30 protein-coding genes and 1 pseudogene are annotated in these 25499 nt (G+C 71.0%); 20 read left to right on the forward strand and 11 right to left on the reverse strand.

Annotation, left to right across the window (positions count from 1 at the left end):
- Positions 1-6 precede the first annotated feature (6 nt).
- The 3 genes from C4J65_RS17085 to C4J65_RS17095 all read left to right on the forward strand — a co-directional run bounded on the left by C4J65_RS17085 (position 7) and on the right by C4J65_RS17095 (position 4471).
- Entirely contained in the window at positions 7-1311 is a 1305-nt protein-coding gene (locus C4J65_RS17085; RefSeq protein ID WP_115743188.1) for a bifunctional glycosyltransferase family 2/GtrA family protein, read from the forward strand.
- Positions 1308-3491, forward strand: coding sequence for a glycosyltransferase family 39 protein (locus C4J65_RS17090; protein ID WP_115743189.1), 2184 nt, complete (start codon positions 1308-1310; stop codon positions 3489-3491). Before C4J65_RS17085 ends, C4J65_RS17090 begins: the two co-directional genes overlap by 4 nt.
- 221 nt (positions 3492-3712) lie before the next feature.
- Complete coding sequence (locus tag C4J65_RS17095; protein ID WP_115743190.1) at positions 3713-4471, forward strand: TetR/AcrR family transcriptional regulator; 759 nt, start codon at positions 3713-3715, stop codon at positions 4469-4471.
- Between the two features lie 98 nt (positions 4472-4569).
- Here C4J65_RS17095 and C4J65_RS17100 read toward each other — a convergent pair whose 3' ends face one another.
- Both C4J65_RS17100 and C4J65_RS17105 read right to left on the reverse strand, forming a co-directional pair.
- A complete protein-coding gene (locus tag C4J65_RS17100; protein WP_115743191.1) occupies positions 4570-5040 on the reverse strand; it encodes a PPOX class F420-dependent oxidoreductase in 471 nt (156 codons plus the stop codon).
- 9 nt (positions 5041-5049) lie between these two features.
- A complete protein-coding gene (locus C4J65_RS17105) occupies positions 5050-5460 on the reverse strand; it encodes an STAS domain-containing protein (protein WP_115743192.1) in 411 nt (136 codons plus the stop codon).
- A gap of 237 nt (positions 5461-5697) precedes the next feature.
- On the opposite strand from C4J65_RS17105, the gene C4J65_RS17110 reads away from it, so the two are divergent.
- Entirely contained in the window at positions 5698-6447 is a 750-nt protein-coding gene (locus tag C4J65_RS17110) for an ANTAR domain-containing protein (RefSeq protein WP_162833213.1), read from the forward strand.
- Positions 6448-6478: 31 nt separating this feature from the next.
- A pseudogene (locus tag C4J65_RS36680) lies at positions 6479-6583 on the forward strand (antitermination regulator); the annotation flags it as partial.
- Here the strand turns inward: C4J65_RS36680 and C4J65_RS17120 are convergent.
- The 3 genes from C4J65_RS17120 to C4J65_RS17130 form a co-directional block, all read right to left on the reverse strand.
- A complete protein-coding gene (locus C4J65_RS17120) occupies positions 6581-7402 on the reverse strand; it encodes a YceI family protein (RefSeq protein WP_115743194.1) in 822 nt (273 codons plus the stop codon). The pseudogene C4J65_RS36680 and the gene C4J65_RS17120 sit on opposite strands and share 3 nt — an antisense overlap.
- Positions 7403-7511: 109 nt before the next feature.
- Positions 7512-10103: an MFS transporter gene (locus tag C4J65_RS17125; RefSeq protein ID WP_115743195.1), complete on the reverse strand. Its 2592-nt coding sequence runs from the start codon at positions 10101-10103 to the stop codon at positions 7512-7514.
- Positions 10104-10116: 13 nt separating this feature from the next.
- Complete coding sequence (locus tag C4J65_RS17130) at positions 10117-10617, reverse strand: MarR family transcriptional regulator (RefSeq protein WP_109029062.1); 501 nt, start codon at positions 10615-10617, stop codon at positions 10117-10119.
- 205 nt (positions 10618-10822) lie between these two features.
- Here C4J65_RS17130 and C4J65_RS17135 point away from each other — a divergent pair, with 205 nt between their 5' ends.
- Complete coding sequence (locus tag C4J65_RS17135) at positions 10823-11023, forward strand: hypothetical protein (RefSeq protein WP_104635005.1); 201 nt, start codon at positions 10823-10825, stop codon at positions 11021-11023.
- Between the two features lie 114 nt (positions 11024-11137).
- Here C4J65_RS17135 and C4J65_RS17140 read toward each other — a convergent pair whose 3' ends face one another.
- From C4J65_RS17140 to C4J65_RS17165, 6 genes are all read right to left on the reverse strand, one after another.
- A complete protein-coding gene (locus tag C4J65_RS17140; protein ID WP_115743196.1) occupies positions 11138-12094 on the reverse strand; it encodes an RNA polymerase sigma factor SigF in 957 nt (318 codons plus the stop codon).
- 292 nt (positions 12095-12386) lie between these two features.
- Positions 12387-13226, reverse strand: coding sequence for an RNA polymerase sigma factor SigF (locus tag C4J65_RS17145; protein WP_115746496.1), 840 nt, complete (start codon positions 13224-13226; stop codon positions 12387-12389).
- A gap of 204 nt (positions 13227-13430) precedes the next feature.
- Positions 13431-13724 (reverse strand): Dabb family protein, encoded by a 294-nt coding sequence (locus C4J65_RS17150; RefSeq protein ID WP_115743197.1) that lies wholly within the window; start codon positions 13722-13724, stop codon positions 13431-13433.
- Entirely contained in the window at positions 13724-13945 is a 222-nt protein-coding gene (locus C4J65_RS17155) for a hypothetical protein (RefSeq protein WP_003974925.1), read from the reverse strand. The genes C4J65_RS17150 and C4J65_RS17155 overlap by 1 nt, the downstream gene beginning before the upstream one ends.
- 263 nt (positions 13946-14208) lie before the next feature.
- Positions 14209-14886 (reverse strand): ATP-binding protein, encoded by a 678-nt coding sequence (locus C4J65_RS17160; RefSeq protein ID WP_115743198.1) that lies wholly within the window; start codon positions 14884-14886, stop codon positions 14209-14211.
- Positions 14883-15641 carry a GntR family transcriptional regulator gene (locus C4J65_RS17165; RefSeq protein WP_115743199.1) on the reverse strand — a complete coding sequence of 253 codons (759 nt, stop codon included), beginning with the start codon at positions 15639-15641 and terminating at the stop codon, positions 14883-14885. Before C4J65_RS17165 ends, C4J65_RS17160 begins: the two co-directional genes overlap by 4 nt.
- 489 nt (positions 15642-16130) lie before the next feature.
- On the opposite strand from C4J65_RS17165, the gene C4J65_RS17170 reads away from it, so the two are divergent.
- The 14 genes from C4J65_RS17170 (at position 16131) to C4J65_RS17235 (ending at position 25434) form a co-directional block, all read left to right on the forward strand.
- The gene (locus C4J65_RS17170) at positions 16131-16400 is read left to right on the forward strand and encodes a DUF6284 family protein (protein ID WP_115743200.1); all 270 of its coding nucleotides are present in this window, start codon (positions 16131-16133) and stop codon (positions 16398-16400) included.
- Positions 16397-16843, forward strand: a complete 447-nt coding sequence (locus C4J65_RS17175; RefSeq protein WP_115743201.1) for a Pycsar system effector family protein — start codon at positions 16397-16399, stop codon at positions 16841-16843. The genes C4J65_RS17170 and C4J65_RS17175 overlap by 4 nt, the downstream gene beginning before the upstream one ends.
- On the forward strand, positions 16840-17052 hold the full coding sequence (locus C4J65_RS17180; RefSeq protein WP_115743202.1) for a hypothetical protein: 213 nt from the start codon (positions 16840-16842) through the stop codon (positions 17050-17052). Before C4J65_RS17175 ends, C4J65_RS17180 begins: the two co-directional genes overlap by 4 nt.
- Positions 17049-17948, forward strand: a complete 900-nt coding sequence (locus C4J65_RS17185; RefSeq protein ID WP_115743203.1) for a DUF2637 domain-containing protein — start codon at positions 17049-17051, stop codon at positions 17946-17948. The genes C4J65_RS17180 and C4J65_RS17185 overlap by 4 nt, the downstream gene beginning before the upstream one ends.
- On the forward strand, positions 17948-18295 hold the full coding sequence (locus tag C4J65_RS17190; protein ID WP_115746497.1) for an RRQRL motif-containing zinc-binding protein: 348 nt from the start codon (positions 17948-17950) through the stop codon (positions 18293-18295). The genes C4J65_RS17185 and C4J65_RS17190 overlap by 1 nt, the downstream gene beginning before the upstream one ends.
- Before the next feature lies 1 nt (position 18296).
- A complete protein-coding gene (locus C4J65_RS17195) occupies positions 18297-18614 on the forward strand; it encodes a hypothetical protein (RefSeq protein WP_115743204.1) in 318 nt (105 codons plus the stop codon).
- Between the two features lie 2 nt (positions 18615-18616).
- A complete protein-coding gene (locus C4J65_RS17200) occupies positions 18617-18802 on the forward strand; it encodes a hypothetical protein (protein ID WP_162833215.1) in 186 nt (61 codons plus the stop codon).
- 87 nt (positions 18803-18889) lie between these two features.
- On the forward strand, positions 18890-21001 hold the full coding sequence (locus C4J65_RS17205; RefSeq protein ID WP_115743206.1) for an FtsK/SpoIIIE domain-containing protein: 2112 nt from the start codon (positions 18890-18892) through the stop codon (positions 20999-21001).
- 210 nt (positions 21002-21211) lie between these two features.
- Positions 21212-21679 carry a hypothetical protein gene (locus C4J65_RS17210; RefSeq protein ID WP_115743207.1) on the forward strand — a complete coding sequence of 156 codons (468 nt, stop codon included), beginning with the start codon at positions 21212-21214 and terminating at the stop codon, positions 21677-21679.
- A gap of 15 nt (positions 21680-21694) precedes the next feature.
- Entirely contained in the window at positions 21695-22141 is a 447-nt protein-coding gene (locus C4J65_RS17215; RefSeq protein ID WP_115743208.1) for a hypothetical protein, read from the forward strand.
- Positions 22087-22341, forward strand: a complete 255-nt coding sequence (locus C4J65_RS17220) for a hypothetical protein (protein WP_115743209.1) — start codon at positions 22087-22089, stop codon at positions 22339-22341. Before C4J65_RS17215 ends, C4J65_RS17220 begins: the two co-directional genes overlap by 55 nt.
- An 88-nt stretch (positions 22342-22429) precedes the next feature.
- Positions 22430-23281, forward strand: a complete 852-nt coding sequence (locus tag C4J65_RS17225) for a bifunctional DNA primase/polymerase (protein WP_115743210.1) — start codon at positions 22430-22432, stop codon at positions 23279-23281.
- Position 23282: 1 nt separating this feature from the next.
- Positions 23283-24758, forward strand: coding sequence for an ATP-binding protein (locus C4J65_RS17230; protein ID WP_115743211.1), 1476 nt, complete (start codon positions 23283-23285; stop codon positions 24756-24758).
- 442 nt (positions 24759-25200) lie between these two features.
- Positions 25201-25434 (forward strand): helix-turn-helix domain-containing protein, encoded by a 234-nt coding sequence (locus tag C4J65_RS17235; protein WP_115743212.1) that lies wholly within the window; start codon positions 25201-25203, stop codon positions 25432-25434.
- The last annotated feature ends 65 nt before the right edge of the window (positions 25435-25499 follow it).

The following is a 25499-nucleotide window of genomic DNA, read 5'->3' on the forward strand; positions in this document are numbered from 1 at the left end:
GGTCCCATGCGAACCGACTCTTCTCCCGGCTCCCTGCCGGCGCGGGAGCACCTCCCGGCCGCCGGAGCCGGTACGCCTGTCCTGGACGTAGTGGTCCCCGTCTACAACGAGGAGAAGGACCTCGGGCCGTGTGTCCGGAGACTGCACGAGCACCTCATCCGGACGTTCCCCTACGCCTTCCGCATCACGGTCGCCGACAACGCCTCCACGGACGGCACCCCGCAGGTCGCGGCCCGTCTGGCGGCCGACCTCGCGGCGGTCAGGTCGGTCCGGCTGGAGCAGAAGGGGCGCGGCCGGGCCCTCCGGACCGTCTGGTCGGCCTCGGACGCCCCGGTCCTCGCCTACATGGACGTGGACCTCTCCACCGACCTGAACGCGCTGCTGCCGCTGGTGGCGCCGCTGATCTCCGGCCACTCGGACCTCGCCATCGGCTCCCGGCTCGCCCGCAGTTCGCGGGTGGTGCGCGGCGCCAAGCGGGAGTTCGTCTCCCGCACCTACAACCTCATCCTGCGCGGCTCCCTGCAGGCCCGTTTCTCCGACGCCCAGTGCGGCTTCAAGGCGATCCGCCGGGACGTGGCCCAGGTGCTGCTGCCGCTGGTGGAGGACACCGGCTGGTTCTTCGACACCGAGATGCTGGTGCTCGCCGAGCGCGCCGGGTGCCGGATCCACGAGGTACCCGTCGACTGGATCGACGACCCGGACTCCACCGTGCACATCGTGCGGACGGCGACCGAGGACCTCAAGGGCGTGTGGCGGGTCGGCAGGGCCCTGGCCACCGGTTCGCTGCCGCTGGACCGGCTGGTCCGCCCCTTCGGCGACGACCCGCGCGACCGCGACCTGACCGGCGTACCGCAGGGCCTGGCCCGGCAACTCGTCGGCTTCTGCGTGGTCGGCGCCCTGTCCACCCTCTTCTACCTCCTCCTCTACAGCGGCTTCCGCCACTTCGCCGGCTCCCAGCTCGCCAACGCGCTCGCGCTGCTGGTCTCGGCGGTCGCCAACACCGCCGCCAACCGGCGGCTCACCTTCGGGGTACGGGGCCGGGGCGGCGCCGTGCGGCACCAGGCGCAGGGACTGGTCGTGTTCGGCATCGGCCTCGCGCTGACCAGCGGTTCGCTGGCCGCCCTGAGCGCGGCGACGGCCCACCCGGACCACTCCACCGAGCTGGCGGTGCTGATCGCCGCCAACCTCGCCGCCACCGTGCTGCGCTTCCTGCTCTTCCGCGCCTGGGTGTTCCCCGACGCGCCGCCCACGGCCCACACGCCGGACCCTCACCTTCCGGACCCGCAGCGCACCTGGAGCGACGCCCGATGACGACGCACTACGACCCGACCACGCACGCCGACGGCACGAGCACCCCGGCCGACGAAGACGCGGGACCGCCGCCCGACCACCGGCAGCCCCGGCGGTCCCGGCTCGGCCGGGTGTGGCACGGCCGCCCCGAGGACCCGCGCTGGGTACGCCCCGCCTTCCTCGGCCTCCTGCTGGCCACCGCCCTCCTCTACCTCTCCAACCTGAGCGCCTCCGGCTGGGCCAACTCCTTCTACTCGGCGGCCGTGCAGGCGGGCAGCCAGTCCTGGAAGGCGTTCTTCTTCGGCTCGCTCGACGCGGGCAACGCCATCACCGTCGACAAGCCGCCGGCCGCGCTGTGGCCGATGGCGCTGGCGGTGCGGATCTTCGGCCTCTCCTCCTGGTCGGTCCTCGTCCCCGAGGTGCTGATGGGGGTGGGCACGGTCGCCGTCGTGTACGCGGCCGTCCGCCGACGGTTCAGCCCCGCGGCCGGACTGATCGCGGGCGCCGTCCTCGCGCTGACGCCCGTCGCCGCGCTGATGTTCCGGTTCAACAACCCGGACGCGCTCCTCGCCCTGCTGATGTCCGTCGCCTGCTACCTCGTCGTACGGGCGCTGGAGGACGGCCGGACCAAGTGGCTGGTGTGGGCGGGTGTCGCGATCGGTTTCGCGTTCCTGGCCAAGACCCTCCAGGCCTTCCTGATCCTGCCCGCCCTCGCCCTCGTCTACGGCGTCTGCGCACCGGTGCGGCTCAGGAAGCGCCTCGGCCAGCTCGCGCTGGCGACCGCCGCGATCGTCGTCTCCGGCGGCTGGTGGGTCGCGGTCGTCGAACTGTGGCCGGCCTCGTCCCGCCCGTACATCGGCGGGTCGCAGAACAACAGCTTCCTGGAGCTGACCTTCGGCTACAACGGCCTCGGCCGCCTCAACGGCGAGGAGACCGGCAGCGTCGGCGGCGGGGGCGGCGGCATGGGCGGCGGCGGTGGCGGTGGCGGCGGACAGTGGGGCGAGACGGGCTGGGACCGGATGTTCGACTCCCAGATCGGCGGCCAGATCTCCTGGCTGCTCCCGGCCGCCCTGATCCTGCTCGTCGCGGGCCTGGTCGCCACCCGCCGCGCCGGCCGCACGGACCCGGTGCGCGCGTCCTTCCTGGTCTGGGGCGGCTCGCTGCTGATGACCGCGGCCGTATTCAGCTACATGGCCGGCATCTTCCACCAGTACTACACGGTGGCCCTCGCCCCGTACCTGGCGGCGGTCGTCGGCATGGGCGCGGCGACGCTGTGGGAGCGGCGCGAGCGGATCCGGGCGTCGCTCGCCCTCGCCGCCGCCGTCACGGCGAGCGCGGCCTGGGGGTACGTACTGCTCAACCGGACGCCCGACTACCTTCCCTGGCTGAAGATGCCGGTCCTGGTCGGCGGCCTGGTCGCCGCGCTCGGGCTGGTCTTCGCGGGGCGGCTGGGGCGGCGGACCGCCCTCGCGGCGGCGGGCCTCGGCCTCGTGGCGTCGCTGGCCGCGCCCACCGCGTACACGCTGAGCACCGTGCGCGAGGGGCACAGCGGGTCCATCGTCACGGCCGGTCCGTCCGGCGCGGGCATGGGAGGCGGCCCCGGCGGTGGCGGCGGCTTCCCGGGCGGTGGGAACGCCCCTGGTCAGGGCCAGGGCCAGGGTGGTCCCGGTGGTGGCGTCCTCCCCGGCGGTGGCACAGCGCCGGGCGCCGGAGGCACCAACCAGAACGGCCAGACGCCCAACGACCAGAACGGCCGGAACGGCCAGGCACCGAACGGCCGGAACGGCGGTCCGACCGGCGAGGGCGGCCGTATGGGTGTGGGCGGCGGCATGGGTGGCCTGCTCAACGGCGCCGAAGTCGACTCGGAGGCGAAGAAGCTGCTGGAGACCGACGCCGGCGCGTACACCTGGGCCGCCGCCGCGATCGGTTCCCAGAACGCCGCGAGCTATCAGCTCGGCACCGGCGCCCCGGTGATGGCGATCGGCGGCTTCAACGGCACCGACCCGTCGCCGACCCTGACCCAGTTCAAGAAGTACGTGACGGACGGCCGGATCCACTACTTCATCGGCGGCGGTACGGGTGGCGGCATGGGCGGCGACTCCGGCACCGCGTCGCAGATCACCTCGTGGGTCGAGGCCAACTTCAAGGAGGTCACGGCCGGCTCGGCCACCTTCTACGACCTCACCTCGCCGACGGACTGATCGCTCCGGACACCCCGGGAGCCCCGTACGAGAAGCTGTTGTACAGCGCATGAGAGTCTCCCGTGCGCTGTACGGCATGACGACGTCCCCCGAGGAATCCGCCGAGGAACGGGAACGGGAGCTGGTCGCGGCCGCGCGGCGGAGCCGCATATCGTCACGCCTCGCGCCCCCGAAGGGACGCCTAGCATGTGCGGCATCGACGAAGTCGAGGAGAGGTGCGCATGGCGAAGGCAGGGCGGGAGGGGCCGCGGGACAGTGTGTGGCTGTCGGGGGAGGGGCGGCGCGGCGGGCGCCGTGGGGGGCAGCCGTCCGGGCTCGACCGGGACCGGATCACCGGGGTCACCGTCCGGCTGCTGGACGCCGAGGGCCTGACGGGGTTCTCGATGCGTCGCCTGGCCGCCGAACTGAACGTCACCGCGATGTCCGTGTACTGGTACGTCGACACCAAGGACCAGTTGCTCGAACTCGCCCTGGACGCGGTCTTCGGCGAGCTGCGCCACCCCGATCCGGACGCCGGCCTCGACTGGCGCGAGGAGCTGCGGGCCCTGGCCCGGGAGAACCGGGCTCTGCTGGTGCGCCACCCCTGGTCGTCCCGGCTGGTCGGCACCTACCTCAATATCGGGCCGCACTCGCTGGCCTTCTCCCGGGCGGTGCAGAACGTCGTGCGCCGCAGCGGGCTGCCCGCGCACCGCCTGACCGGCGCCATCTCCGCCGTCTTCCAGTTCGTCTACGGCTACGGCACCATCGAGGGCCGCTTCCTCGCCCGGGTGGCGGACACCGGGCTGAGCCCCGAGGAGTACTACCAGGACTCGATGACCGCGGTGACCGAGGTGCCGGACACCGCGGGCGTCATCGAGGACGCGCAGAACATCATGGCGGCCCGGGGCGGCGACACCGTGGCGGAAATGCTGGACCGGGACTTCGAGTTCGCCCTCGACCTGCTCGTCGCGGGCATCGACGCGATGGTCGAGCGGAGCTGATCGGCCCGGCACCGGCCGTCCACCCCGGCGTACGGCCCCCGGACGCCTCCTGGGGCCCGTCTGACAATTCCCGTCTGCCTCGCGACCCCATGCAGGCCCTAGCCGTCCGCCGCCAGCCGGGCCGGGAAGCCGCCCGTCGCGACCGGTCCCCACTTCTCCGGTGTCACCCGGACGATGGACTTGCCCTGCTTGACCATGGCCTGCCGGTACTCGTCCCAGTCCGGGTGCTCGCCGGAGATGTTGCGGAAGTACTCCACGAGCGGCTCCACGGAGTCGGGCGCGTCGATGACCTCCGCGGTGCCGTCGATCTGGACCCACGGGCCGTTCCACTCGTCGCTGAGCACGATGAGGCTGACCCTCGGGTCGCGGCGCGCGTTGCGGGTCTTGGCCCGCTCGGGGTAGGTCGAGACGACGATCCGGCCGGCGTCGTCGACCCCGCAGGTCAGGGGCGAGCCCTGAGGGCTGCCGTCGGCCCGCCGGGTCAGCAGGATCGCCCGGTGCCGGGGGCGTACGAAGTCCAGCAACTTGTCCAGGGAGACGCGGGTGTTCGTCGCGATGTTCGGTGACATGCCGCCAGCCTAGGCCGCCGTGCCGCTCCCCGCCGTCCCGTTCCCCGCCGTGCCGCTCCCCGTGCGCAGCGCCTCCGCGAGGTTGTCGTGGACCGGCACGTCGCGGCGCAGGCCGGAGAGTTCCAGGACGCGGCTCGGTACACCCTTCGGGACGGCCACCACACGCAGCTGAGCGTGGTCGGGCAGCCGGTGGCGTACGGCCGCGACGAGGCGGACGCCCTGGGAGTCCATGAAACGGGTCGAGGAGAGGTCCAGGACGAGCAGGCGCAGTCCGTCCGAGTGCTGCTCCACGGCGGTCGTGATCAGGGGCAGCAGCCCCGCGGCATTGCAGAAGTCGATCTCGCCGGGCATCGCGAGCACGACGCATCCGGGTGGATCACACGGCTCGCAGGGCTCGAAGGGCTGGGGGAGGAAGGTCACAGCACTCACCTGACAGACGTCCGTCGGGCTTTTGGCCGGGCCGCTTCCTGACCCGGCCCCATTCCACCACGCGGCAGGGCGGTGCGGAAGGCACACCGCTCGCCCGGCCGCCGGGCCGCCCGGACCGTCGGCCGAGCGTCACCGACACGCAACCGAGCAGCTAAAGTGCTGTTCGTCCTGTGCTCGCAGTCGGGAATGTGCTGCGGAGCTCTCCTGCGCACGGCCGTGAGGCCGCGCTTGCCGAAGAGGTTCGTGGTGGCTGCGTCCGAATTTACTGATTTGCCGCGTTTTCCAGTGGGTTTCGAGCTGGCCGAGGCCCTGACCGCCGCGGCCGGTGACCTGCACGCGACGAGTTCCCCCGGCGACACCATGAACACCGCCGTCGCACTGGCGGTACGCCTGCTGCCCGACGCCGAGCACGCGGGCATCTCGGAGATCCAGCGCGGTGGCCGGCTGCGCTCCCTCGCCTGGACCGACGAGACCGTGCGGTTCGCCGCCGAGCCCCGGCAGGGCGGCCACACCCCGCACCCGGACTGGGAGCGGCTGTGGACCACGCCCGTGGTGCGGACGGACGACAGCGAGGCCGAGGGCGGCGGCAGCGTCCTGTCCGGGCTCGGCCTGCGCTCCACGCTGTCCCTGCGGCTGCGCGCCGACCGGCGCCGGCTGACCGTGCTGACCGCGTACGCCCGCAAGCCGCAGGCCTTCGGCGAGGACGCCACCCGCATCGGGCGGCTGTTCACCGCGCACGTCTCCCTCGCCCTGGACTCCGCGACCGTACGCGAGCAGCTCACCGAGGCGATGCGCACCCGGGACCTGATCGGCCAGGCCACCGGCATCCTGATGGAGCGCCTGGACATCGACGCGGCCGGCGCCTTCGAGTCCCTGGTGAAGGCCTCGCAGCGCGAGAACGTGAAGCTGCGCGACCTGGCCCGCCGCATCGTCGACGCCAACTCCGGTACGGGCGGCCGAGGCGTGACCGAACGGTGAGGGGACGTCCGTACGGTCACGACCTCACTGCACCGCCCCGCTCTCCCGCGGCGTCATGGACCAGGCGGCCGGTATGCCCGTGGCCCGGGAACGCATCGACGCCCACCGGGCCCTGGAGCGGCCGCGCCGGGCCTCACACCGCGGGCAGTGACTCCCCCTGGACCGCCTGGACGTCCAGCTCGACCCGGAGCGTCGTGCCGATGGCGGCGATGCCGGCCTGGACGACCTGGTTGTAGTTCATGGCGAAGTCCTCGCGGTGCAGTTCCGCCGTCGCGCGGAAGGCCGCCCGGGTGCCGCCCCAGGGGTCGGCGCCGGTGCCGAGGTAGGCCAGGTCGAGGTCGACCTCGCGGACGACCCCGTGCAGGCCCAGCTCGCCGTGGACGGTCCAGCGGTCCGGGCCCGCCTCCGAGACGCCGGTGGAGCGGTAGGTGATCTCGGGGAACCGCTCGACGTCCAGGAAGTCCGGCGAGCGCAGGTGGGTGTCGCGCATGCCGTTGCCGGTGTCGATGGAGGCCGCCCGGATCACCGCCTCCACCCGGGACTTGGTGACGTCGTCCGGGGCGATCTCGACGGTGGCGGCGAAGTCGGTGAAGCGGCCCCGCACGCTGGAGATGCCGAGGTGCTGGGCGACGGCGGCCACGCTGGAGTGCGCCGGGTCCACGGTCCACGGCCCCGGCGGCGGCAGTTCGGTGCCGCCCTGGCGGGCCAGCGTCACCGTGCCGACCTCGGCCCGGCCGCTCGCGGTGACGATCGCGCTGGAGGCGGCCGGCGCGTAGCCGACCGCGGTGACGATCACGGTGTACGCCCCCGGCGTCAGCGCGGTGGTGTCCCGCACGGCGCCCTCGGTGTCCGCCTCGGCGCGCAGCACCTGCGTGCCGGTCATGTCGGTCACCGTGACGACCGCGTGCGACACGGCCCATCCGTCCCGCGTTCGGATCCTCGCGGTCAGTCCCATCCCGTTTTCTCCCTGCAAAGGCTCAGAAAGTGGTCGTAAAGAAACCGGCCCGTGGTGGGCGGGCGCACCTCCGCTCAGAGCGCGCACGCCACCACGGGCCGGGGTTCTGCTACTCGCCGGGGTGGGCGAGCTCGATGTCGTGGCCGTCGGCACCCGGGCCGGCGACCGTCAGGGCCGTCGCCACGGGCGGGTAGCCGGTCGCGATGACGGTGTACTCACCGGTGTCCAGGTCGGTGAAGGCGTACGCCCCGTCCGCCCCGGTGGTGGCCGTGCCGACCACGTTGCCCGCCGCGTCGACCAGGGTGACCCGGGCGTCGGCCAGCGGACCGTGCGGGGCCCGCACGACACCCTGGACCTGGGCCCCGGCCTGGAGGTCGACCTCGACGCGGGTGACGCCGGTACCACCGACCTCCAGGGGCAGGGCGCGGGGCCGGTAGCCGGCGGCGTTGACCGCGACGGTCACGGTGCCCGGCACCAGCTCGGTGAAGGCGAACTCGCCCGCCTCGCCGGTGGTGGCGCTGGCCAGCAGGTCGCCGCGCACGTCGGTGACGATCACCATGGCGTCCTTGACCGGCAGCCCGCCCTCCACGGCCCGGACCAGGCCGGTGAGCCCGCTGGTGCCGCTGAGCAGGATGTCGTAGGCGACCGGCTCGTCGTTGACGACGATGGTGGAGGCCTGCGGCTGGAAACCGTCGGCGGAGGCGATCAGCACGTACGACCCGGCGCTCGGCGCGTCGACGGCGTAGGAGCCGTCGGCCTGGGCGACGGACCGGCCGAGCTGGCGGCCGGCCAGGGAGATCAGCGTGACGGCGGCCTGCGGGACCGGGGCGGACTCGGCGCCGCGGACGAAGCCGCGGACCGCGATGCCGCCGGAGACGGGCGCCTGCGGTTCACCGGAGCCGGCCGTCGTGGCGACGGCGGCCAGCCGCTGGGTGGCGGCCGGTCCGGCGGCCGGGGCGGCCGCGGTGTCCGAGACGGCCGAGGCGGCCGGGTTGCCGGACGGCGTGGCCGACACGGCGGCCATCGCACCGGCCGGAACCGGCTCGTCGGCGACGCGGACGGCCTCCGCGGGGATGCCCGCCACCGGCGGGGCGGCCTCGGCCGAGGACTCGGCCGCCTGGGCGAGGGCACCCTTGGTGCGCAGCGGGACCTCCTTGATGAACAGCGTCACCAGGAAGCCGAGCAGGGCGATCGGCGCGACGTACAGGAAGATGTCGGCGATGCCGTGCCCGTAGGCGCTCTCCAGCCAGCTGCGGATGGGCGCGGGGAGCAGGTCCATGTCGGGGATCTGCCCGGAGCCCAGGGCCTTGCCGGCCGCCATCCGGTCCTCGGGCTTGAGCTGCCCGATGGTGTCGGTGGCGTAGTGGCTGATCCGGGTCGACATGACGGAGCCGAGCACCGAGACGCCCACCGCGCCGCCGAGGGACCGGAAGAAGGTGACCGTGGAGGACGCGGAGCCCAGGTCGCTCGGCTCCACCTGGTTCTGCGTGCAGAGCACCAGGTTCTGCATCATCATGCCGACGCCGAGACCCATCAGCGCCATGAAGATCGCGATGTGCCAGTACGGGGTGTCGTAGCGCATGGTGCTGAGCAGGCCCAGGCCCGCGGTCAGCAGCACGCCGCCGGCCAGCAGCCAGCGCTTCCACTTGCCGGTCTTGGTGATGATGATGCCGGAGAGCGTGGACGAGACGAACAGGCCGCCGATCATCGGGATCGTCATGACGCCCGACATGGTCGGGGACTTGTCCCGGGCCAGCTGGAAGTACTGGCTGAAGTAGACGGTGCCCGCGAACATCGCGATACCGACGAACAGCGAGGCCAGCGAGGCCAGGGTGATGGTGCGGTTCCTGAACAGGCGCAGCGGGATGATCGGCTCGCTGGCCTTCGACTCCACGAGGAGGAAGATCAGCGTCAGCACGATGGCGCCGCCGACCATGGCAGCGGTCTGCCAGGACATCCAGGAGTACTTGTCGTCGGCGAAGGTGACCCAGACCAGCAGCAGACAGACGGCCGCGGTGACGAAGAAGGCGCCGGCCCAGTCGACCTTGACCTTCCGCTTGACCACGGGCAGGTGCAGGGTCTTCTGGAGCACGACCAGCGCGAGGATCGCGAAGGGCACGCCGACGTAGAGGCACCAGCGCCAGCCGAGCCAGCTGGTGTCGGTGATGACGCCGCCGAGCAGCGGGCCGCCGACGGTGGCGACGGCGAAGGTGGCGCCGAGGTAGCCGGAGTAGCGCCCGCGCTCACGCGGGGCGATCATCGCGGCCATGATGATCTGCGCCAGGGCGGACAGACCGCCGGCGCCGAGTCCCTGGATGGCCCGCGCGGTGATCAGCATCGCGGGGTTCTGCGCCAGACCGGCCACGACGGAGCCGATGACGAAGACGATCAGGGCTATCTGGACCAGGGCCTTCTTGCTGAACTGGTCCGCGAGCTTGCCCCACAGGGGGGTCGAGGCGGTCATCGTCAGCAGCGAGGCCGTGACGACCCAGGTGTAGGCGCTCTGGCCGCCGCCGAGGTCCCCGATGATCTCGGGCAGGGCGTTGGTGACGATGGTCGAGGACAGGATCGCGCAGAACATGCCGAGCAGCAGCCCGGACAGTGCCTCCATGATCTGCCGGTGCGTCATCGGAGCGTCTCCGGTGGAGCCTCCCCCGTGCTTGGCATGAGCCCGCACACCGGCTGGTGTGGTCGTTGCCATGGACTTCCTTTACTTACGTGGTGATCGCGGGTGTACGGGTGGACTGTTCGTCCCCGGACAGTGCGGGAGGCCGGGCCGCGGGGGCCCGGCAGTCGTCGAAGCTGGCCCTGAGGCGGGCCATGAGCCGGGAGAGCTGGCCGACCTCGTCGTCGGACCAGTCGCTCAGGCGGTGGGAGAGCAGCTGGGTGGTCCGCTCGGCGATCTCGTCGAGCTGGTCCTGTCCCGCGGGCGTCAGGCGCAGGATGCGCGAGCGCTTGTCCGCGGGATCGGGAAAGCGTTCGATCCAGCCCCGTTCGGCGCCGTGGGCGACGTGGCGGCTGGTCACCGACATGTCCACCGCGAGCAGCTCCGCGAGCTTGCTCATGCGCATGTCCCCGTGGCGGCCGAGCAGTGTCAGTACGGCGACGGACCCGCCGGGACAGTCGGACGGCAGCAGCCGCCCCATCTCCCGTTTCACGGCGCCGAAGGCGCTGAACTGGCGGATCAGCTCCTCGTACTGCGCCTTCTCGGCCATGCGCACCTCCCGATTCGTTGCTTAGGGCAACCATAAGGACAGTTAGTTGCTACAGGCAAACAAAAACGGCCGGTGCGGCATAAAAAGTTGGCAAAGGCAAGTATTGCGAAAGTAAATGCGCAGGTGGTAAGGGGTGGGGTGGGTCAAGAGGACTCGGCGGCCCCGCACTTGGGCCGCACGAGCGGATTCGCTAGTGTCTCGGCCCATGGCTAACACCCAGGGCCCCCAGGGCAATAACGACCCCGCAGGCAGCACCCAGATGTTCCGTGCGTTCGTCGACGACGCCCCGCAGAGCCGGCAGGCGGCGGCCCCTGCCGCCTCCTCCGGACCCCGCGTCGGCCTGATCGTCGGCATCGTGGCCGCCGTGATCGTCGTCGCGGCCGTGGCCTGGCTGGCGCTCGGCTAGAACCGGTACCGGGCCCTGCGGCCGGTACCGGTACATACGAAGACGACCGCCGCGGCACCCCCGAGGTGCCGCGGCGGCCGTCGCGCTGTCCTGTCCGCCGTCCCGTGACGGGGCTCAGTCGGAGATGAGGCCCTCGCGCAGCTGCGACAGGGTCCGGGTGAGCAGCCGGGAGACGTGCATCTGCGAGATGCCGACCTCCTCGCCGATCTGCGACTGGGTCATGTTGGCGAAGAAGCGCAGCATGATGATCCGCCGCTCCCGGGGCGGCAGCTTGGCCAGCAGCGGCTTGAGGGACTCGCGGTACTCCACGCCCTCCAGCGCCGTGTCCTCGTAGCCCAGGCGGTCCGCCAGCGAGCCCTCGCCGCCGTCGTCCTCCGGGGCCGGCGAGTCCAGCGAGGAGGCGGTGTACGCGTTGCCCACCGCGAGGCCGTCGACGACGTCCTCCTCGGACACGCCGAGGACGGCGGCCAGCTCACCCACGGTCGGGGAGCGGTCCAGCTTCTGCGACAGCTCGTCGCTGGCCTTGGTCAGGGCCAGGCGCAGCTCCTGGAGGCGGCGCGGGACGCGGACCGACCACGAGGTGTCGCGGAAGAACCGCTTGATCTCGCCGACGACGGTCGGCATGGCGAACGTCGGGAACTCGACTCCCCGTTCGCAGTCGAAGCGGTCGATCGCCTTGATCAGGCCGATGGTGCCGACCTGGACGATGTCCTCCATCGGCTCGTTGCGGGAACGGAACCGCGCGGCGGCGTAGCGCACCAGCGGGAGATTGAGCTCGATCAGGGTGTCCCGGACGTAGGCACGCTCGGGGCTGTCCCGGTCGAGGGCGGCGAGCCGCAGGAACAGGGAGCGGGACAGGGTGCGGGTGTCGATGGCCTCCGTTGCCGGAAGGGTCTGGGCCGGCACGGCGTCGAGGTCAGGCCCGGCTTCGACGGCCGGAGCGCCGTCGAGAGAGCCGACGGAGTCGATGGGGCCGACGGGCTCGACGACGGCGAGCGCCTCGATCGAGTCGGGCGCGGTCTCGCTCTCCGCGAGCGCGAGCACCTTCGAGCTGCCCTGTTCTGCGGACATGCCACCCCCTTTGGGTCGCGGGACGGTCGCGGCACACGCTCCCACGCCGGGAACGCAGCCCTCACCTGAATACCGGAGCCGAAGCCCCGGCAAACGCGTCTCCGGCAGAATGTCACATGTCGGCAACGCGCTGTAGTGACATGTCGACATCCGAGATGCGAATACCCCCTGGAAACAGGGGGTCTGATGGGCTTTCAGCCCGATTCCGCCCGCAACGGCCCCGGTGAGCGATTCGCTCTCCCCGGTGATCCCTCGCTCGTGCTTTCGACTCCGCCCGGAGCTCTGGCCGAGCTTACGCTTCGATCCGGTTCGCGGACCTCAACCGCTGGAAACTACGCGCCAGTAGCCGCGAGACGTGCATCTGGGAGACGCCGAGTTCGGCGCTGATCTGCGACTGCGTGAGGTTGCTGTAGTAGCGCAGCAGCAGGATCCGCTGCTCCCGCTCGGGCAGCTGGACGAGCAGGTGGCGCACCAGGTCCCGGTGCTCGACCCCGTCCAGCGCCGGGTCCTCGTAGCCGAGCCGGTCGAGCAGTCCGGGCAGCCCGTCGCCCTCCTGGGCGGCCTCCAGCGAGGTGGCGTGGTACGACCGCCCCGCCTCGATGCAGGACAGCACCTCCTCCTCGGTGATGCGCAGCCGCTCGGCGATCTCGGCGGTGGTCGGGGAACGGCCGAAGGCGGTCGTCAGGTCCTCGGTGGCGCTGTTGACCTGCACCCACAGCTCGTGCAGCCGGCGCGGCACGTGCACGGTGCGCACGTTGTCGCGGAAGTACCGCTTGATCTCCCCGACCACCGTGGGCATCGCGAAGGTCGGGAACTGCACGCCCCGCTCCGGGTCGAAGCGGTCGATGGCGTTGATGAGCCCGATGGTGCCGACCTGGACGACGTCCTCCATCGGCTCGTTGCGGGAGCGGAACCGGGCGGCGGCGTAGCGCACCAGCGGGAGGTTGGCCTCGATGAGCGCCGCGCGCACCCGGTCGTGCTCCGGCGTGCCCGGGGTGAGGCCCTTCAGCTCCCCGAAGAGCACCTGGGTCAGGGCCCGGGTGTCGGCACCCCGGCTGCGCTGCGGCGCGGGGGCCTCCTGGGCCTGGGCGGGCGGCGCGGGCGGTGCTTGAGGCGCAGTACTGGCCGGCACGGTCAACTCCACCTCGTGATCTGTCAACTCTTCCGTCAACTCATCCGTCAAAAGCGGTCATAGCATCACAAGACATGTCCACTGTGTGCAAGCACCGCATAACGTCGTGTTGAGTGAACGCGGAACGGCCCCGCACCGAGCTGGTGCGGGGCCGGGCCACGGTCCGCGGGTCCCTGCGGACCCGCGGTCGTACTGGGGGCTGTCCTAGAACTCGTAGTCGGCGATCACCCAGGTGGCGAACTCGCGCCACAGCGCGACGCCCGCCTGGTGCGCCGGGTGTTCGAGATAGCGCTTGAGCGCGTCCGCGTCGTCCACGGCCGAGTTGATGGCGAAGTCGTAGGCGATGGGCCGGTCGCTGATGTTCCAGGCGCACTCCCAGAAGCGGAGGTCGTCGATCTGGCCGCCGAGCGCCCGGAACGCCTCGACGCCCGCCACGACGCGCGGGTCGTCGCGCTCGACGCCGTCGTTCAGCTTGAACAGCACGAGATGGCGGATCATCATTCTCCTCCGTTGGCGGCCCAAGTCATGAAGTCGCCCACGGCGCCCGCCGCGTCGGATATGCCCTGGAAACCTATCTGCACGTAGTCGGCTGCCTTGGCCGGATCAGTGATGATCACGTACAGCACGAAGACCACGACCACATAGACGGCGATCTTCTTCGAGTTCACCGCCACCGCGGCCTCCCCTGTCCCTTCGACCCACGCCTTTCGGTCGCTCATGATCGCACGAAGGGCCCCGTCTTTCGACGGGGCCCTTCAAAAGCGGTAGCGGAGGGATTTGAACCCTCGGTGACTTGCGCCACACTCGCTTTCGAGGTCTGTTCGTGCTGGTCGGAGGGTTGTTCAGGGTCGTTCAACCCCGTTCGCTCCCGGCTCCTCGCCCGTCGCGCGAACGGCTCCGGACGATGCCGAACGGGGTTGAATGAGACGGAAACTGAGACGGGGAGCGGCCCGGCTGACCTGCGCGTCTACCCCTGAAAGTATCAGTGGTCGGACTCTTCCACGGCCGCGATCACGACGGCGGGGTCCCCCTCGTACAACAAGTGGGGCTCATCTGCCGTGGGGGGTATGAACCGGCCCCGGTACCGCTGAAGGTCGCTCTCCGCGAAGTAGATCGAGTTCGGATCGTCCGCGTGGAACTCGTTGCGCTTGCTGATCCTCGCCCACAGCTCCTCATGGCTGGCGGCAAGGTAGACGAGTAGGGGGACGGCCCCGGCGTCGGTGGCGATCGCCTGCCATTTGGCCCGGTCCTCGGGAGTCCAAAAGCCGTGGTCAACGACGACATCGTGTCCGGCCTTGAGGTGCTCCCGCAGTTCGACCGCAATGTCTTCCAGCACCGGCCGTTCAAGAGTGGGGAAGGTGCCCCGGGGGAAGTCGACCCCGTATACGCCGTGCCGGCGGTACATCTCCTCATCCGGGCACAGCCTCACGAATCCGCGATCCGTGAGGGCGCGGGACAGCGTGGTCTTGCCTGACCCGGGGAGTCCGGCCATCAGGACGCAGAACGGTGGGCGTGGGGACATCGGACTCGTCATGGTTCGGGAGATGGCGGACACTTCTGCTTCGACTTCCGGCGTGATTGTGCCATCCCTGCGGGCTGCAAGCAGTGCATCCAGTCGGTCTTCGAGCACGCTCACGAGCGTGTCGTCCGCGACCGTCACGGGGTGACCTCCGATTCTGTGCGCCATGTACGGCCCGGCCCTCCGAGGTCGACGCCGTACTCCACGATGCTGCCCTCGCTGTCGACGAACTTCGCGGTCATCACGACCACCGGTTCGGTCGGCGGGTTGTCAGGGTCCAGCTCCAGGAGGCGCGCGTACTCCGGCGTCAGTGTGCGGGCGGACGCCGTGTCGATGCGATGGCTGATCGGATGGCCGGTCGCCTGGGCAATGAGCTGAAGCGAGGTTCCCCCCGTCAGGCGCTCGCTCGCTGCTAGCTGCGGGATCAGCTTGCCGTACCGGGCAGGGATCCAAGAGGTGCTGTGAGCCACGATGCCGTGTCGGTCCCTGTAGACCCGGCTACGCCGGACAACGTCTGAGCCGGGCTCGATGTCCAGTGCCTGCGCCACTTCGGCGGGCGCGGGTACTACGGCCGCCTGGTGGGAGTCGGACCGTTCTCCTGCTCCCCAGCTAGAGCCAGTACGGCGTCCCCGGTCCTGCCGCTGGGCACCTGAGGACATCGGGGCGGGTCGGTCCAGGACTTCGGTGCCGATGCCGTGGATGCCTCGCACGAGTCCCTCGTTGCGCAGCTTGCGAAGCGCCTTCTCGGCTGTGGCGGTGCTGACCTTCCACTCTTCCGACAGGTTCTTGATGCTCGGCAGGAGCGTTCCCGGCTGAAGCTCGCCGGACGAAATCAGCTCCATGTAGTGGGCGGCAATCTTCGCGTACGGGGCCCGATTGTCGGCCTGGCCTGCCATGTCGCTTGCTCCTTTTCGTCACTTCCCTGAGGTTCCCTACCTTACCGCTTGACACCGCAGGGAACCCTAGGGAACCTTAGGGATGTGCCCGCCGGTCGGTTCGTCCGGCAAGCGGGTGCAGGACCTCAATGCGCTCTGATTCAGGGCTCGTTCGGGGTCAAGGGGCCCGGGACAGAGCGGGCCGAGGGCGCACCCGACCCTTGTCATTCGGGAGGGCTTAGACCGAAAGGTCACGTCTCCATACGCCTACAACGGGGTCATGCCGCGCTACCTGGTACGGGTGCGGCACCCCCGAAGGAGACATGCACGCCGCCCCGGCATTCAGCCGTGAAGGGCGCGAGATCGAATCTCGCCCGGGGCACTCCGGCCGCTTCATCTGGCCGTGCCGCGCGTCTCGCGCAGCTGATCACTACAACGGCGCGCGCCCCCGGTGCTGGAACACCGGGGGCGCTGTTCGGGCCGTTTCGCCTGCTAGGGAGACCACGACCCATGAACCACATCGTCACTGTTCAGGACGCTGTTACTGCGTTCGCCGACTTCATGGAGCCGACGGATGCGGAGCTGGACGCGATCGAGCAGGAGATGCCCGTGATCCTCGCGGACGTCGACCTGCTGGACGCGCACATCATCACCCTCGACCGCACGCCGACCGAGGTCGACGAGCGCCGCATCCGCCGGGCTCGCCGCCGCGCGCTCGCCGCCCGCGTCGCCCTGGTCAACCACGCGGCCGGAACGAGCCTGCCCGGGGGTGCCGCGTGAGCGCCGCCGACCAGAACTTGACCGCCGCGCACGCCGAGGTGAAGGCGGAGATCACGCGGACGGATACCAAGACGGCGCTGCTGCTGGCGTTCGTCGGCGCCGTCCTCGCCGGCACGTGGACGGTCGCCCGTGACCTGTCGCTGACCGTGGCCGCCGTCGTCGTGGGCAGTGCGGGTCTGGCGCTGCTGGTCGGCGCGGCGGGTCTGCTGCTGCGGTCGGTCCGCCCGAACCTGAGTGGCCGGCACGGCTTCCCCCTGTGGGCCACCCTCACCGCCGAGGAGATCGGCGCGGCCGTCACCCGGGACCTGGCCGCCGACATCGCCGGACTGTCCCGGCTCGCGGTCGCCAAGTTCACGTGCCTGCGCCGCGCGGTCGACCTCACCCTGACCGGCGGCGCCCTGCTCATCCTCGCTGCCCTGCTCACCGCCGGGGGTGCGGCATGAGGACGTCGCTGCTCGAAATGGTCTACGGGCCGTGCCCCGATGAGGAAGTAGAGGCGGACTTTTTCACGCTCGTTGACCGGGCGCTGGAAGCGGTCGTCACCCGGGCCCGGACCTGCGCACTGACAGGTGACACGGCGAATGAGGCTCTGTGCCACCGTCAGATCAACACGCTCCTGAACCTGCGCGAGCGTGAAGGCGGTGCGGCATGAACCTTCACCGCAAGGGCCGTGCAGCCCTGGTGCTCGCCCTGGTCGCCGTGGTCGGCATGGCGTTCCGGGTGTCGTGGAATGCGCTGCGGGACATCGCCGGTGCCGTCGGCGCCGATGACACGGCGGCGATGCTGTACCCGTTCGTGGTCGACGGACTGATGGCGCTCGCTCTGATCGCCACGCTGGTCCTGGCCGACCGCGACCGCACGTTCGCCCTGCGGGTGCTGGGGGCGTATACGGTCGCGTCGCTGGTCCTCAACTACGTGCACGGGTTGGTGCCGGAGCTGCACGGCCGTACGGTCGACTGGGGTCGACTGGCCGACTGGGACCCGGCGAACTGGGCCCTGGTCCTGCTCGCCACCTCGTTGCCGGTCGGGTCGATCTACTTCGGTTCCGACCTCGTGGCCAAGGTGCTCCACCACCGCCCCGCCTCGATCCCTGCCGTGAGCGCGAATGCGGAGGAATCTACCGAGACCGATATGAAACGGTCTACGGCTGACCTGCCGGTATCGGCCCCTGCGCCGATCACCCCGAACGTGTCTGGTCTGCCCCGGCCGGTGGCCGTCGGCTTTCTGAAGTCGACTCTCCCAGCTAAGCCGCTCCCCTCGATCGCCCCGGCCCCGGTCGCGCCGATCGAGCGGCGCGCGGTGGCGGCGGAGTCGACCCGACCGCGCCGCGCGACGGGCCGTGTCCCGGCGGTGGCGAAGTCGACCCGCCCGAAGCGCACGCCGGATCAGTTGCTCGCCGAAGCACGCAAGGCGACGGCCGATTGGCCGGATGCGAAGGTGACCGGCGAGGGTATCCGCCGCGCCATCCGCACCTCGCCCGCGAACGCCCGGTCGCTGCGGGACACGATCCTCGCCGAACGCGCCGCGACGGCAGCTGAGGTCGCGTGATGGGGGCGCTGCCGGTGTTCCGGTGGCGCCTGGCCCCCGACGGCTACGCCACCCGCCGCCAACTCCGCGCCCGTGGCTTGCGGCCCGGTGGTCAGGAGGTGGCGGCGACGCTGGAACGGCCGCGCCGCCGCCGTGGGCCGCTGGTCGCCCACCTCTACCGCGTCGACCTCGCCCTGCCGGTCCGGCCGATGACGCCGGGCCGCTGGGCCGCCCTCGCGAAGGCCAACGCTGCTCGCCGCATCTGCCCGCAGTGCCGGCGGGATGCGGGCTACGTGATCCCCACCTCGCTCGGCACGTGCGTGACCTGCGCCTTCCCTGAATCTTCCGATTGCCTGAGGAGCGCCTGACATGGGCAAGCCCGACACCCGCCGCCTGGATCGCGAGATCCACAAGGCGAACCGCAAGCTGATCGCTGTCCGCGAGCGGGAACTGTGGCCGCTGGACAGCCGAGAGCGCCGTGCCGTCATGGGCGCCGCCGCGCGCGGTGGCTACCGGCTCCACCGGGGCGAGAGCACCGGCCGCGCCGAGACCGCCATGGACACCGCATGGCAGGCCGCCGAGACCCGGCTCACCGCCGAGATCACCGCTTTGCAGACCGAGCGGCAGCGCATCGTCACCGAGGCCGCCAAGGACAAGGCTGCCAAGAAGTCGTCGGGGTGGTGGTGAGCATGCCGCGCACCCCCGCTCTGGTCTCGCACTTTCACTGCCCGGACTGCGGACCGCTGGTGTTCGGCACGACGCGGGCCGTCTGCGGTCACGTCATCCCCGCCCCGGTCGTCGGCAACGGCCCGGAGCGCCAGTGCCCGGCCTGCAAGGCGGCCCTGCGCTCCCACAAGGCCAGCCACCGCCGCTGAACCCTCCCAGGGGCGCCGCTCCCTCCCCGGTGGGCGCCCCCTTCTCGTCTTCCCGCCCCGGTCGGGGCAGTCAGGAGCAGTTCCCGCATGTCTGAGAACGTCGTTCACCTGCACAAGCCCACCGACCCGCCCGCCGACAACGTGACCACGCTGACCGTAGTCCCCGACGCGCCCCCGGCTCGCCCGGTGCCGCTGTGGGTGCGCTCCGGCCGCGTCGTGAAGACGGCCGTCACGCACGAGACGACTCGGGCCACGGTCCGGGCGGCGGCCCGGCACGGCCTCTACACCTTCAACGGCGGCCGGATCGTCGCCCGCCGGGCGTGGGACGGCCGCACCGGCTCCCGGTACGAGCGGATGATCCGCGCGGCCGAAGCCGCGGGGAACCTGGAAGCGGCGCAGGAGTGGGAAGAGCGGTTGCAGCGCTTCCGCGCCGCCCGCCACCACCGCCGCATGGACCTCCTCCACTCCCCGGTCGACGCCGCCAAGGGCGTCGCCGTCGGCGCCGGCATGAGCATCGGTGGCCTGGTCGCCCTCGGCGTCGTCATGGCCATCAGCACCGGCCACGTCGGCGACGTCATCACGCCGCTGTCGGCAACGATCGACTTCATCGCCCTGCTCATCCGCATCGTGCAGATCGTGTGGGGCCCGGCCCTGTCGATCGGCCCGTTCCTCGCCCTGCTCGCCCTGTGGTCAGTGGGCCGCAAGCAGCACGCCGCCCCGAACTGGGCACTCCCGGCAAACGTCCGGACGGGCGAGGGTGAGCCGATCACCCCGTCCATCGTGGTCAAGGCCCTGCGCGACCTCGGCGTACCCGCCCTGGCCCGGGCCATCAAGGAGATGGGCGACGCTGGCGCCTCCATGCTCGGCCCGATCCGGATCGCCGGATGCGGTGTCGAGGTCGACGTGACCCTTCCCTCTGGAGTGGCCACGAACGAGGTGCAGGGCAAGCGGCGCAAACTCGCGGAGAACCTGTCCAGGCACGAGCACGAGGTGTTCATCACGATCCCGCAGGCGGCGCGGACGGTGCGGCTGTGGGTCGCCGACTCGGGCGCGCTGGACGAGCCGATCGGCCCGTCGCCGCTGGTCACCGACGACACGATGACCGCCGATTACGCCAAGGGGAAGGCCCCGTGGGGCCAGGACCTGCGCGGGGATGCCGCCGCGCTGAGCCTGTATCAGCGCCACCTGTTGATCACGGGCCTGTCGAACCAGGGCAAGACCGTGGCCCTGCGCTCCCTGGCCCTGTGGCTGTCCCTGGACAAGTCCGTGCAGTTCCTCATGGGCGACCTCAAGGGCGCAGGCGACTGGAACATGTTCGACGGCCTCGCCACCACGCTGATCCAAGGCCCGACGGATGAGCACGTGATCCAGGTGACCGAGATGGTGGAAGGCGCCGTGGACGAGATGAACCGGCGTCTCCAGGCACCGAAGGGCACGGTGTTCCCTCCGCTGATCGTGCTGGTCGACGAAGCGCAGGTCGCGTTCATGTGCCCCGCCAAGGGCACGGGCAAGGACAAGCGGCCCTACGGCGGCGCCAAGGCCGACTCCCGGTACTTCACGGCCGTCCGCAAGATCCACAACCAGGGCCGCGCGGTCAACGTGCTGATGTGGCAGGGCACGCAGGATCCGACCAACGAGAACCTGCCCAAGCTCGTGCGCGAGGGCGCCCACACCCGCGCCTCCCTCGCCCTGGGCACCGAGTCGCAGGCCCGCATGGCCCTGGGGGACAAGGCCGTCGACGGGGGCGCCGCCCCGAACCTGCTGCGTCCGGGCCTGGACCGCGGAACCCTGGTCGTCGCATCCGATGGCATCAGCATCCCGGCGGGACAGGCGTCCATCACGGTGCGCACGCACTACATCGACGACGACGCCGCGAAGGTCATCACCGACCGGGCCAAGGCCCTGCGCGACGGCGTCACCACCCTGCACGCCATCGACCGCAGCGCGGAGCACGACCCGCTCGCCGACATCGCCGCGGTCGTCGGCGACGCGCCGCGGGTGCGGACGAAGGACGTGCTGGCGCGGCTCGCCGGACGGAACGCGGACGCCTACGGCGACTGGTCGTTCCTCGACCTCAAGCGCGTCCTCGACGACGCCGACGCCAGCCCGTACAAGTCCGACGGCGTCATGTGCGTCGCCCGCGACCGCGTCGCCCGCGCCCTCGCCAACCGCGACACGGACGGTTCCGCTTCCGCCTAATGACGGCAGGGAGCGACCGGACGTCGGGGCAGGGAGGCAGGGAGAACTCCCTGACCGCCTCCCTGCCCTGACTCACTGGCTCTGACCTGCACGAATGATCGTTCAGGGAGTCAGGGAGGCACGCAGGTCACACCCCCGAAACACCCCTCTGCAGGGCATCCCGAAGGGGGTGTCTCTGCCTCCCTGGCCATCGGCCGGAAGGGATTCCGCATGTACCCCGAACAGGCTCCGCACGTGCCCGTACAACGGGCCGTGGAAGTCCACCAGCCCACCCCGTACCCGCCCGCCGTGCCCGTCGCGGCGCCGGTCGTGCCGGTGCAGCCGAACGCGGTCCCGGCGGTGGCGAGCATCGTCCTGCCCGACGGCCGCGTCGTCACCGGCTACGCCATCAACCCCGCCCAGCCCGAACCGGTCGCCGCCAAACCGGCCGTGTCCCGGACGGCCGTGAACGTCGCCCTCGGCGGCGCCGGGTTCCTCGCGGTGTGCGGCGGGCTCATGCTGCTCACCTCGTTCATCGCCGCCCTCACCGCGTTCATCACCCAGCTCGTCATCCTGGCCGCCGTGATCTTCGGCGGATGGATCGCCGTGCAGCTCTTCAGCGCGAGCGGCCACCAGGGCGGCGGGACCACGGTGAACATCCGCAGGGCCGTGTTCAAGCGCAACCGATTCCACGGCTGACCGGGGGCAGGACGCATGTCCGGGCTCCACTGGCACGCCTACGCGTGGAACGGCAGGGAACGGCCGCCGGACAACGACCGCCGCAAGCCCGCCCTTCCCCTCCCCCCGATGGACGTCGGGCACTGGCTGCTCAAACCCGCCCGGCTCAGGCTCGCCACCTACCCCGCCCCCGACACCGGCCAGGACGCCTACGGGTGGCTGCGGGCCGAGCTGGACGCCTTCCCCCGCAGCCCCCGGGACCTGCCGGCCACTGTCCAACTCGCCTATGCCCGTGGCTGTCTCGATCGGGCCACGGATGTGGTGTGGGGCTACTGGTCGGCCACTGGCCTCTACATCGCGCGGGCCCTGATCACCTGCCCCCGCGCAGACATCCCCTGCCCCCTACGGCCGACCGAGGAGACCAACCCGTGTTCCGACTCCGCATCAAGGTCACCCACTGCCCCCGCCGGGCTCTGGCTCTGACCGACACGCCCCGCCCCGACTGCCCCGACTGCTTGGGAGAGGGCGGCATTGCGCACGACTACGGCGACCACACCGGCGAGTACGCGGGCACCGAGTGGGAGTCCTGCCCGTGCTGGACGCAGTGGGCCGTGATCCTCCTGCCCCTGCCGCGCTGGCCGCGTCGCCCGCCGACCGGCTACAGCGACGAACCGCCCTTCTAGCTACGCCAAGGGCGGCCCCCCTCACGCCAATGAAGACGGGGCCGCCCTTGCCAGCCAGAACCCATCAAGGAACTGGAGATACCCCAGCATGACGCAACCCACGCTCTCTCCGCAGCACGCGGCGCTGAGTCTCGCCGCGTCCGGCGTGCCCGTGCTGCCCCTGCGCCGGGGCAAGGTCCCGTTCGGCAACTGCACCGCGTGCGCGGACAACGCGTGCGGCGGACGGCCGAACATGAAGACCCCGGGCCCGTGCCAGTGTGCGGCCCCCTGCCACGGATGGGCCGCCGCCACCACCGACCCCGCCGCCATCGTCTCCCCGCCGTGGGCGGCGGCATGGCGGCAGGCGGTGTGCGTCGCCTACCACCCCGGCGGCGCCGGACTGACCGTCGTCGACCTGGACGACGCCGACGCCATCACCTGGGCCCGCACCGCACTGCCCACCACCCGGAGCGTGCCGACGACGCGAGGCGAACACTGGATCTACCAGGGCGCCATGCGGTCCGTGAACGCGGTCCGACCCGGCGTCGACATCAAGTCGACCATGGCTTACGCCCGTTGGCTCGGATCCGGCACCGGCACCATCGCCGCTCTCCCGGACGCTGTGCGCGCCCTGGCAGTAAAGGAGCCGTCCCCCGCCCCCAGGGCGGCACAGACGCTCCCAGGGCCCCTGAGGGGCGGGCAGGGGGAGTGCCCGCACCGCACGCCCGCGTTCCTGGAACGGGGCGTCGCCATGGCCGTGCAGGGCATCACGGAGGCGTCCAGCGCGGTCCACGCGACCGTGTACCGGACGTTCCTCGCCGTGCTGTCCCGGCACGGCCGGTGCGGCTGCCTCACCGACACCCACGTCGCCCGGCTGTTCACCGCAGCGCAGGCCAAGGGCGAGACCCCTCGGCACTGCACGGACGCGTGGACCAACGCCCGCACCACGTTGGGACTGTGACATGTCCGAGGACGAGAAGACCCCGGCACGTGAGATCATCACCGACTACGCACAGGCGCACTTCCGGTACTTCCGCACTGCCGACGGGACCGTGTACGCGCAGCGCAACGGCCATCCGGTGGCCCGCCCGATCCGCTCCCAGGGCACCACCGGAAGCCACCGGCAGGAACTCATGGTCGGCCTCTTCCGCGACGGGCAGGGCGTGTTCAACGGCACTGCGCTCAAGGAAGCGCTGGACCTGATCGAGGCCCTGGCGCTGACCGAGGACGTGCAGCCCGTGCACATCCGCGTCGCCCCGGGATTCGACGGCGCGACGTGGCTGGACCTGGGACGGGGCGACGGACAGTCCGTGCGTATCCACCCCACCGGGTGGGACATCGCCATCCCGGACCCGCGTGAGGTGTGCTGGCGGCGCACGCAGCTCACCGGGGAGCTTCCGGTGCCGGTCAAGGACACCGACGGCAAGGGCATCGATCTCCTGCTCAGGCTGTGCAACTTCGCCACCGCCGAGACAGAGTGCCTGGCCATCGCGTGGCTGATCGGCTGTCTCGGACCGTCCGTGCCCGTCCCGGCACCGTTCCTGACCGGTCCGCAGGGTGCCGGCAAGTCCACCGGCGGCCGGATGCTCGTGCGGATCATCGAGGGCATGACCGGAGACCTGCGTCGGGCACCGAAGGATGAAGAGAACCTGATCGCGGCGGTGGCGGCCGGATGGGTCACGGCCCTGGACAACCTCTCCCACATGACCCCGGACCTGTCCGACGCCATGTGCTGCATCGTCACCGGCGCGGAGAGCGTCAAGCGCGCTCTCTTCACCGACGGCGACGTGTTCCGCGCCCGCTACCGCCGCCCCCTGCTCCTGACCGGCATCGACGTGGGCGTCATCCGTCCCGACCTCGCCGAACGCCTCCTGCCGCTCCGACTGGAACGGCCGAAGGTCCGGCGCACTGAGGCGGAGCTGTGGGCGGAGTACGCGGAAGTGCTGCCTGTGGTCCTCGGCTCGCTCCTGGACCTCACGGTGAAGGTGCGGGCGGCTGAGGCGGAGACCCCGACCGACCTGCGGATGGCGGACTTCGCGCACCTGTGCGCGCAGCTCGACGCCGCGACCGGTCTCGGGGCCCTGGCCGCCTACCGGGCCAGCCTGGACGACCTCAATGACGACGTGATCGAGGGCGACCTGTTGGCACAAACCGTCCTCCGGCACGCCGACACCATCGAGCCGGGCGCAGCGCAGCGGATGACGTCCACCGAGTGGCTGCACTGCCTCAGCCAGCTCTACACCGGCGAGGACTTCCGGCCCCTGCCCAAAGGCTGGCCGACTACCGGCAAGGTGCTCTCCGACCGGCTCAAGCGGCTACAGCCCACTCTCGCCGCCCGGGGCGTCGTCATCGACTCGGGCCGCACCATGGAAGGCCGCTACCTCGAAATGACCCGCCAACAAGCGGCGCTGTCCCACGAGGCAAAGCGGATGTTTTGACCGCGCTGGTGATCACTGGACAAGCAAGAGGAGCACCACGCGCGGCGAGGCGTGCTCCTCTTGCTGTTCGGCGGCGGCGCCGCCCTGCGCAAGACGTGCCGCGAAGCGGCTCCTTCTTCACGCGCTGAGTCGCACCGAACCACCACAGACACCCCCTCTTTTTTCCTAAGAGGGGAAACCCTGCGTCATCTGCGTCATGCAGACGGGAAGACGGCCCCCGACCTGCGGCTACAGCCATGACGCAGACGGCCACCCCTGCGTCATGGCTGCGTCATCTGCGTCATGCCATGACGCAGCCCAAACCTCTGCGTCATGCAAATACGCAGGTCACAAGCGCGCATGACGCTGATGACGCAATGACGCAGAAATCCGAACTTCGGACAGGCGCGAACTCCCGATACCGGCTCCGCCATCGCCGGACAGTCCCAGAGGAGACCGTTCCATGAGCATCGCCACCGTGGACATCGCACCGCTCGCTGAGTCTGGCGACCCGACCCCCGTGCTACTGACCGTCGAAGAGGCCGCCCGTTGCCTCCGCATCGGTCGCACGACCTGCTTCGCCCTCATCCGCACCGGAGAGCTGGAGTCCCTGACCATCGGCGGACTCCGACGCGTCCCAGCCGACGCCCCGGCCGCCTACCTCGCACGCCGCCGCGCCGAACAGCGCGCCGCCTGATCTCGCCCCGAACCGGGACACCACCTCACCGGGTGGTGTCCCGGTCGCTTTCACCCCAACTCGAA

The sequence above is a fragment of the Streptomyces sp. CB09001 genome, assembly GCF_003369795.1.
GTDB lineage: Bacteria > Actinomycetota > Actinomycetes > Streptomycetales > Streptomycetaceae > Streptomyces.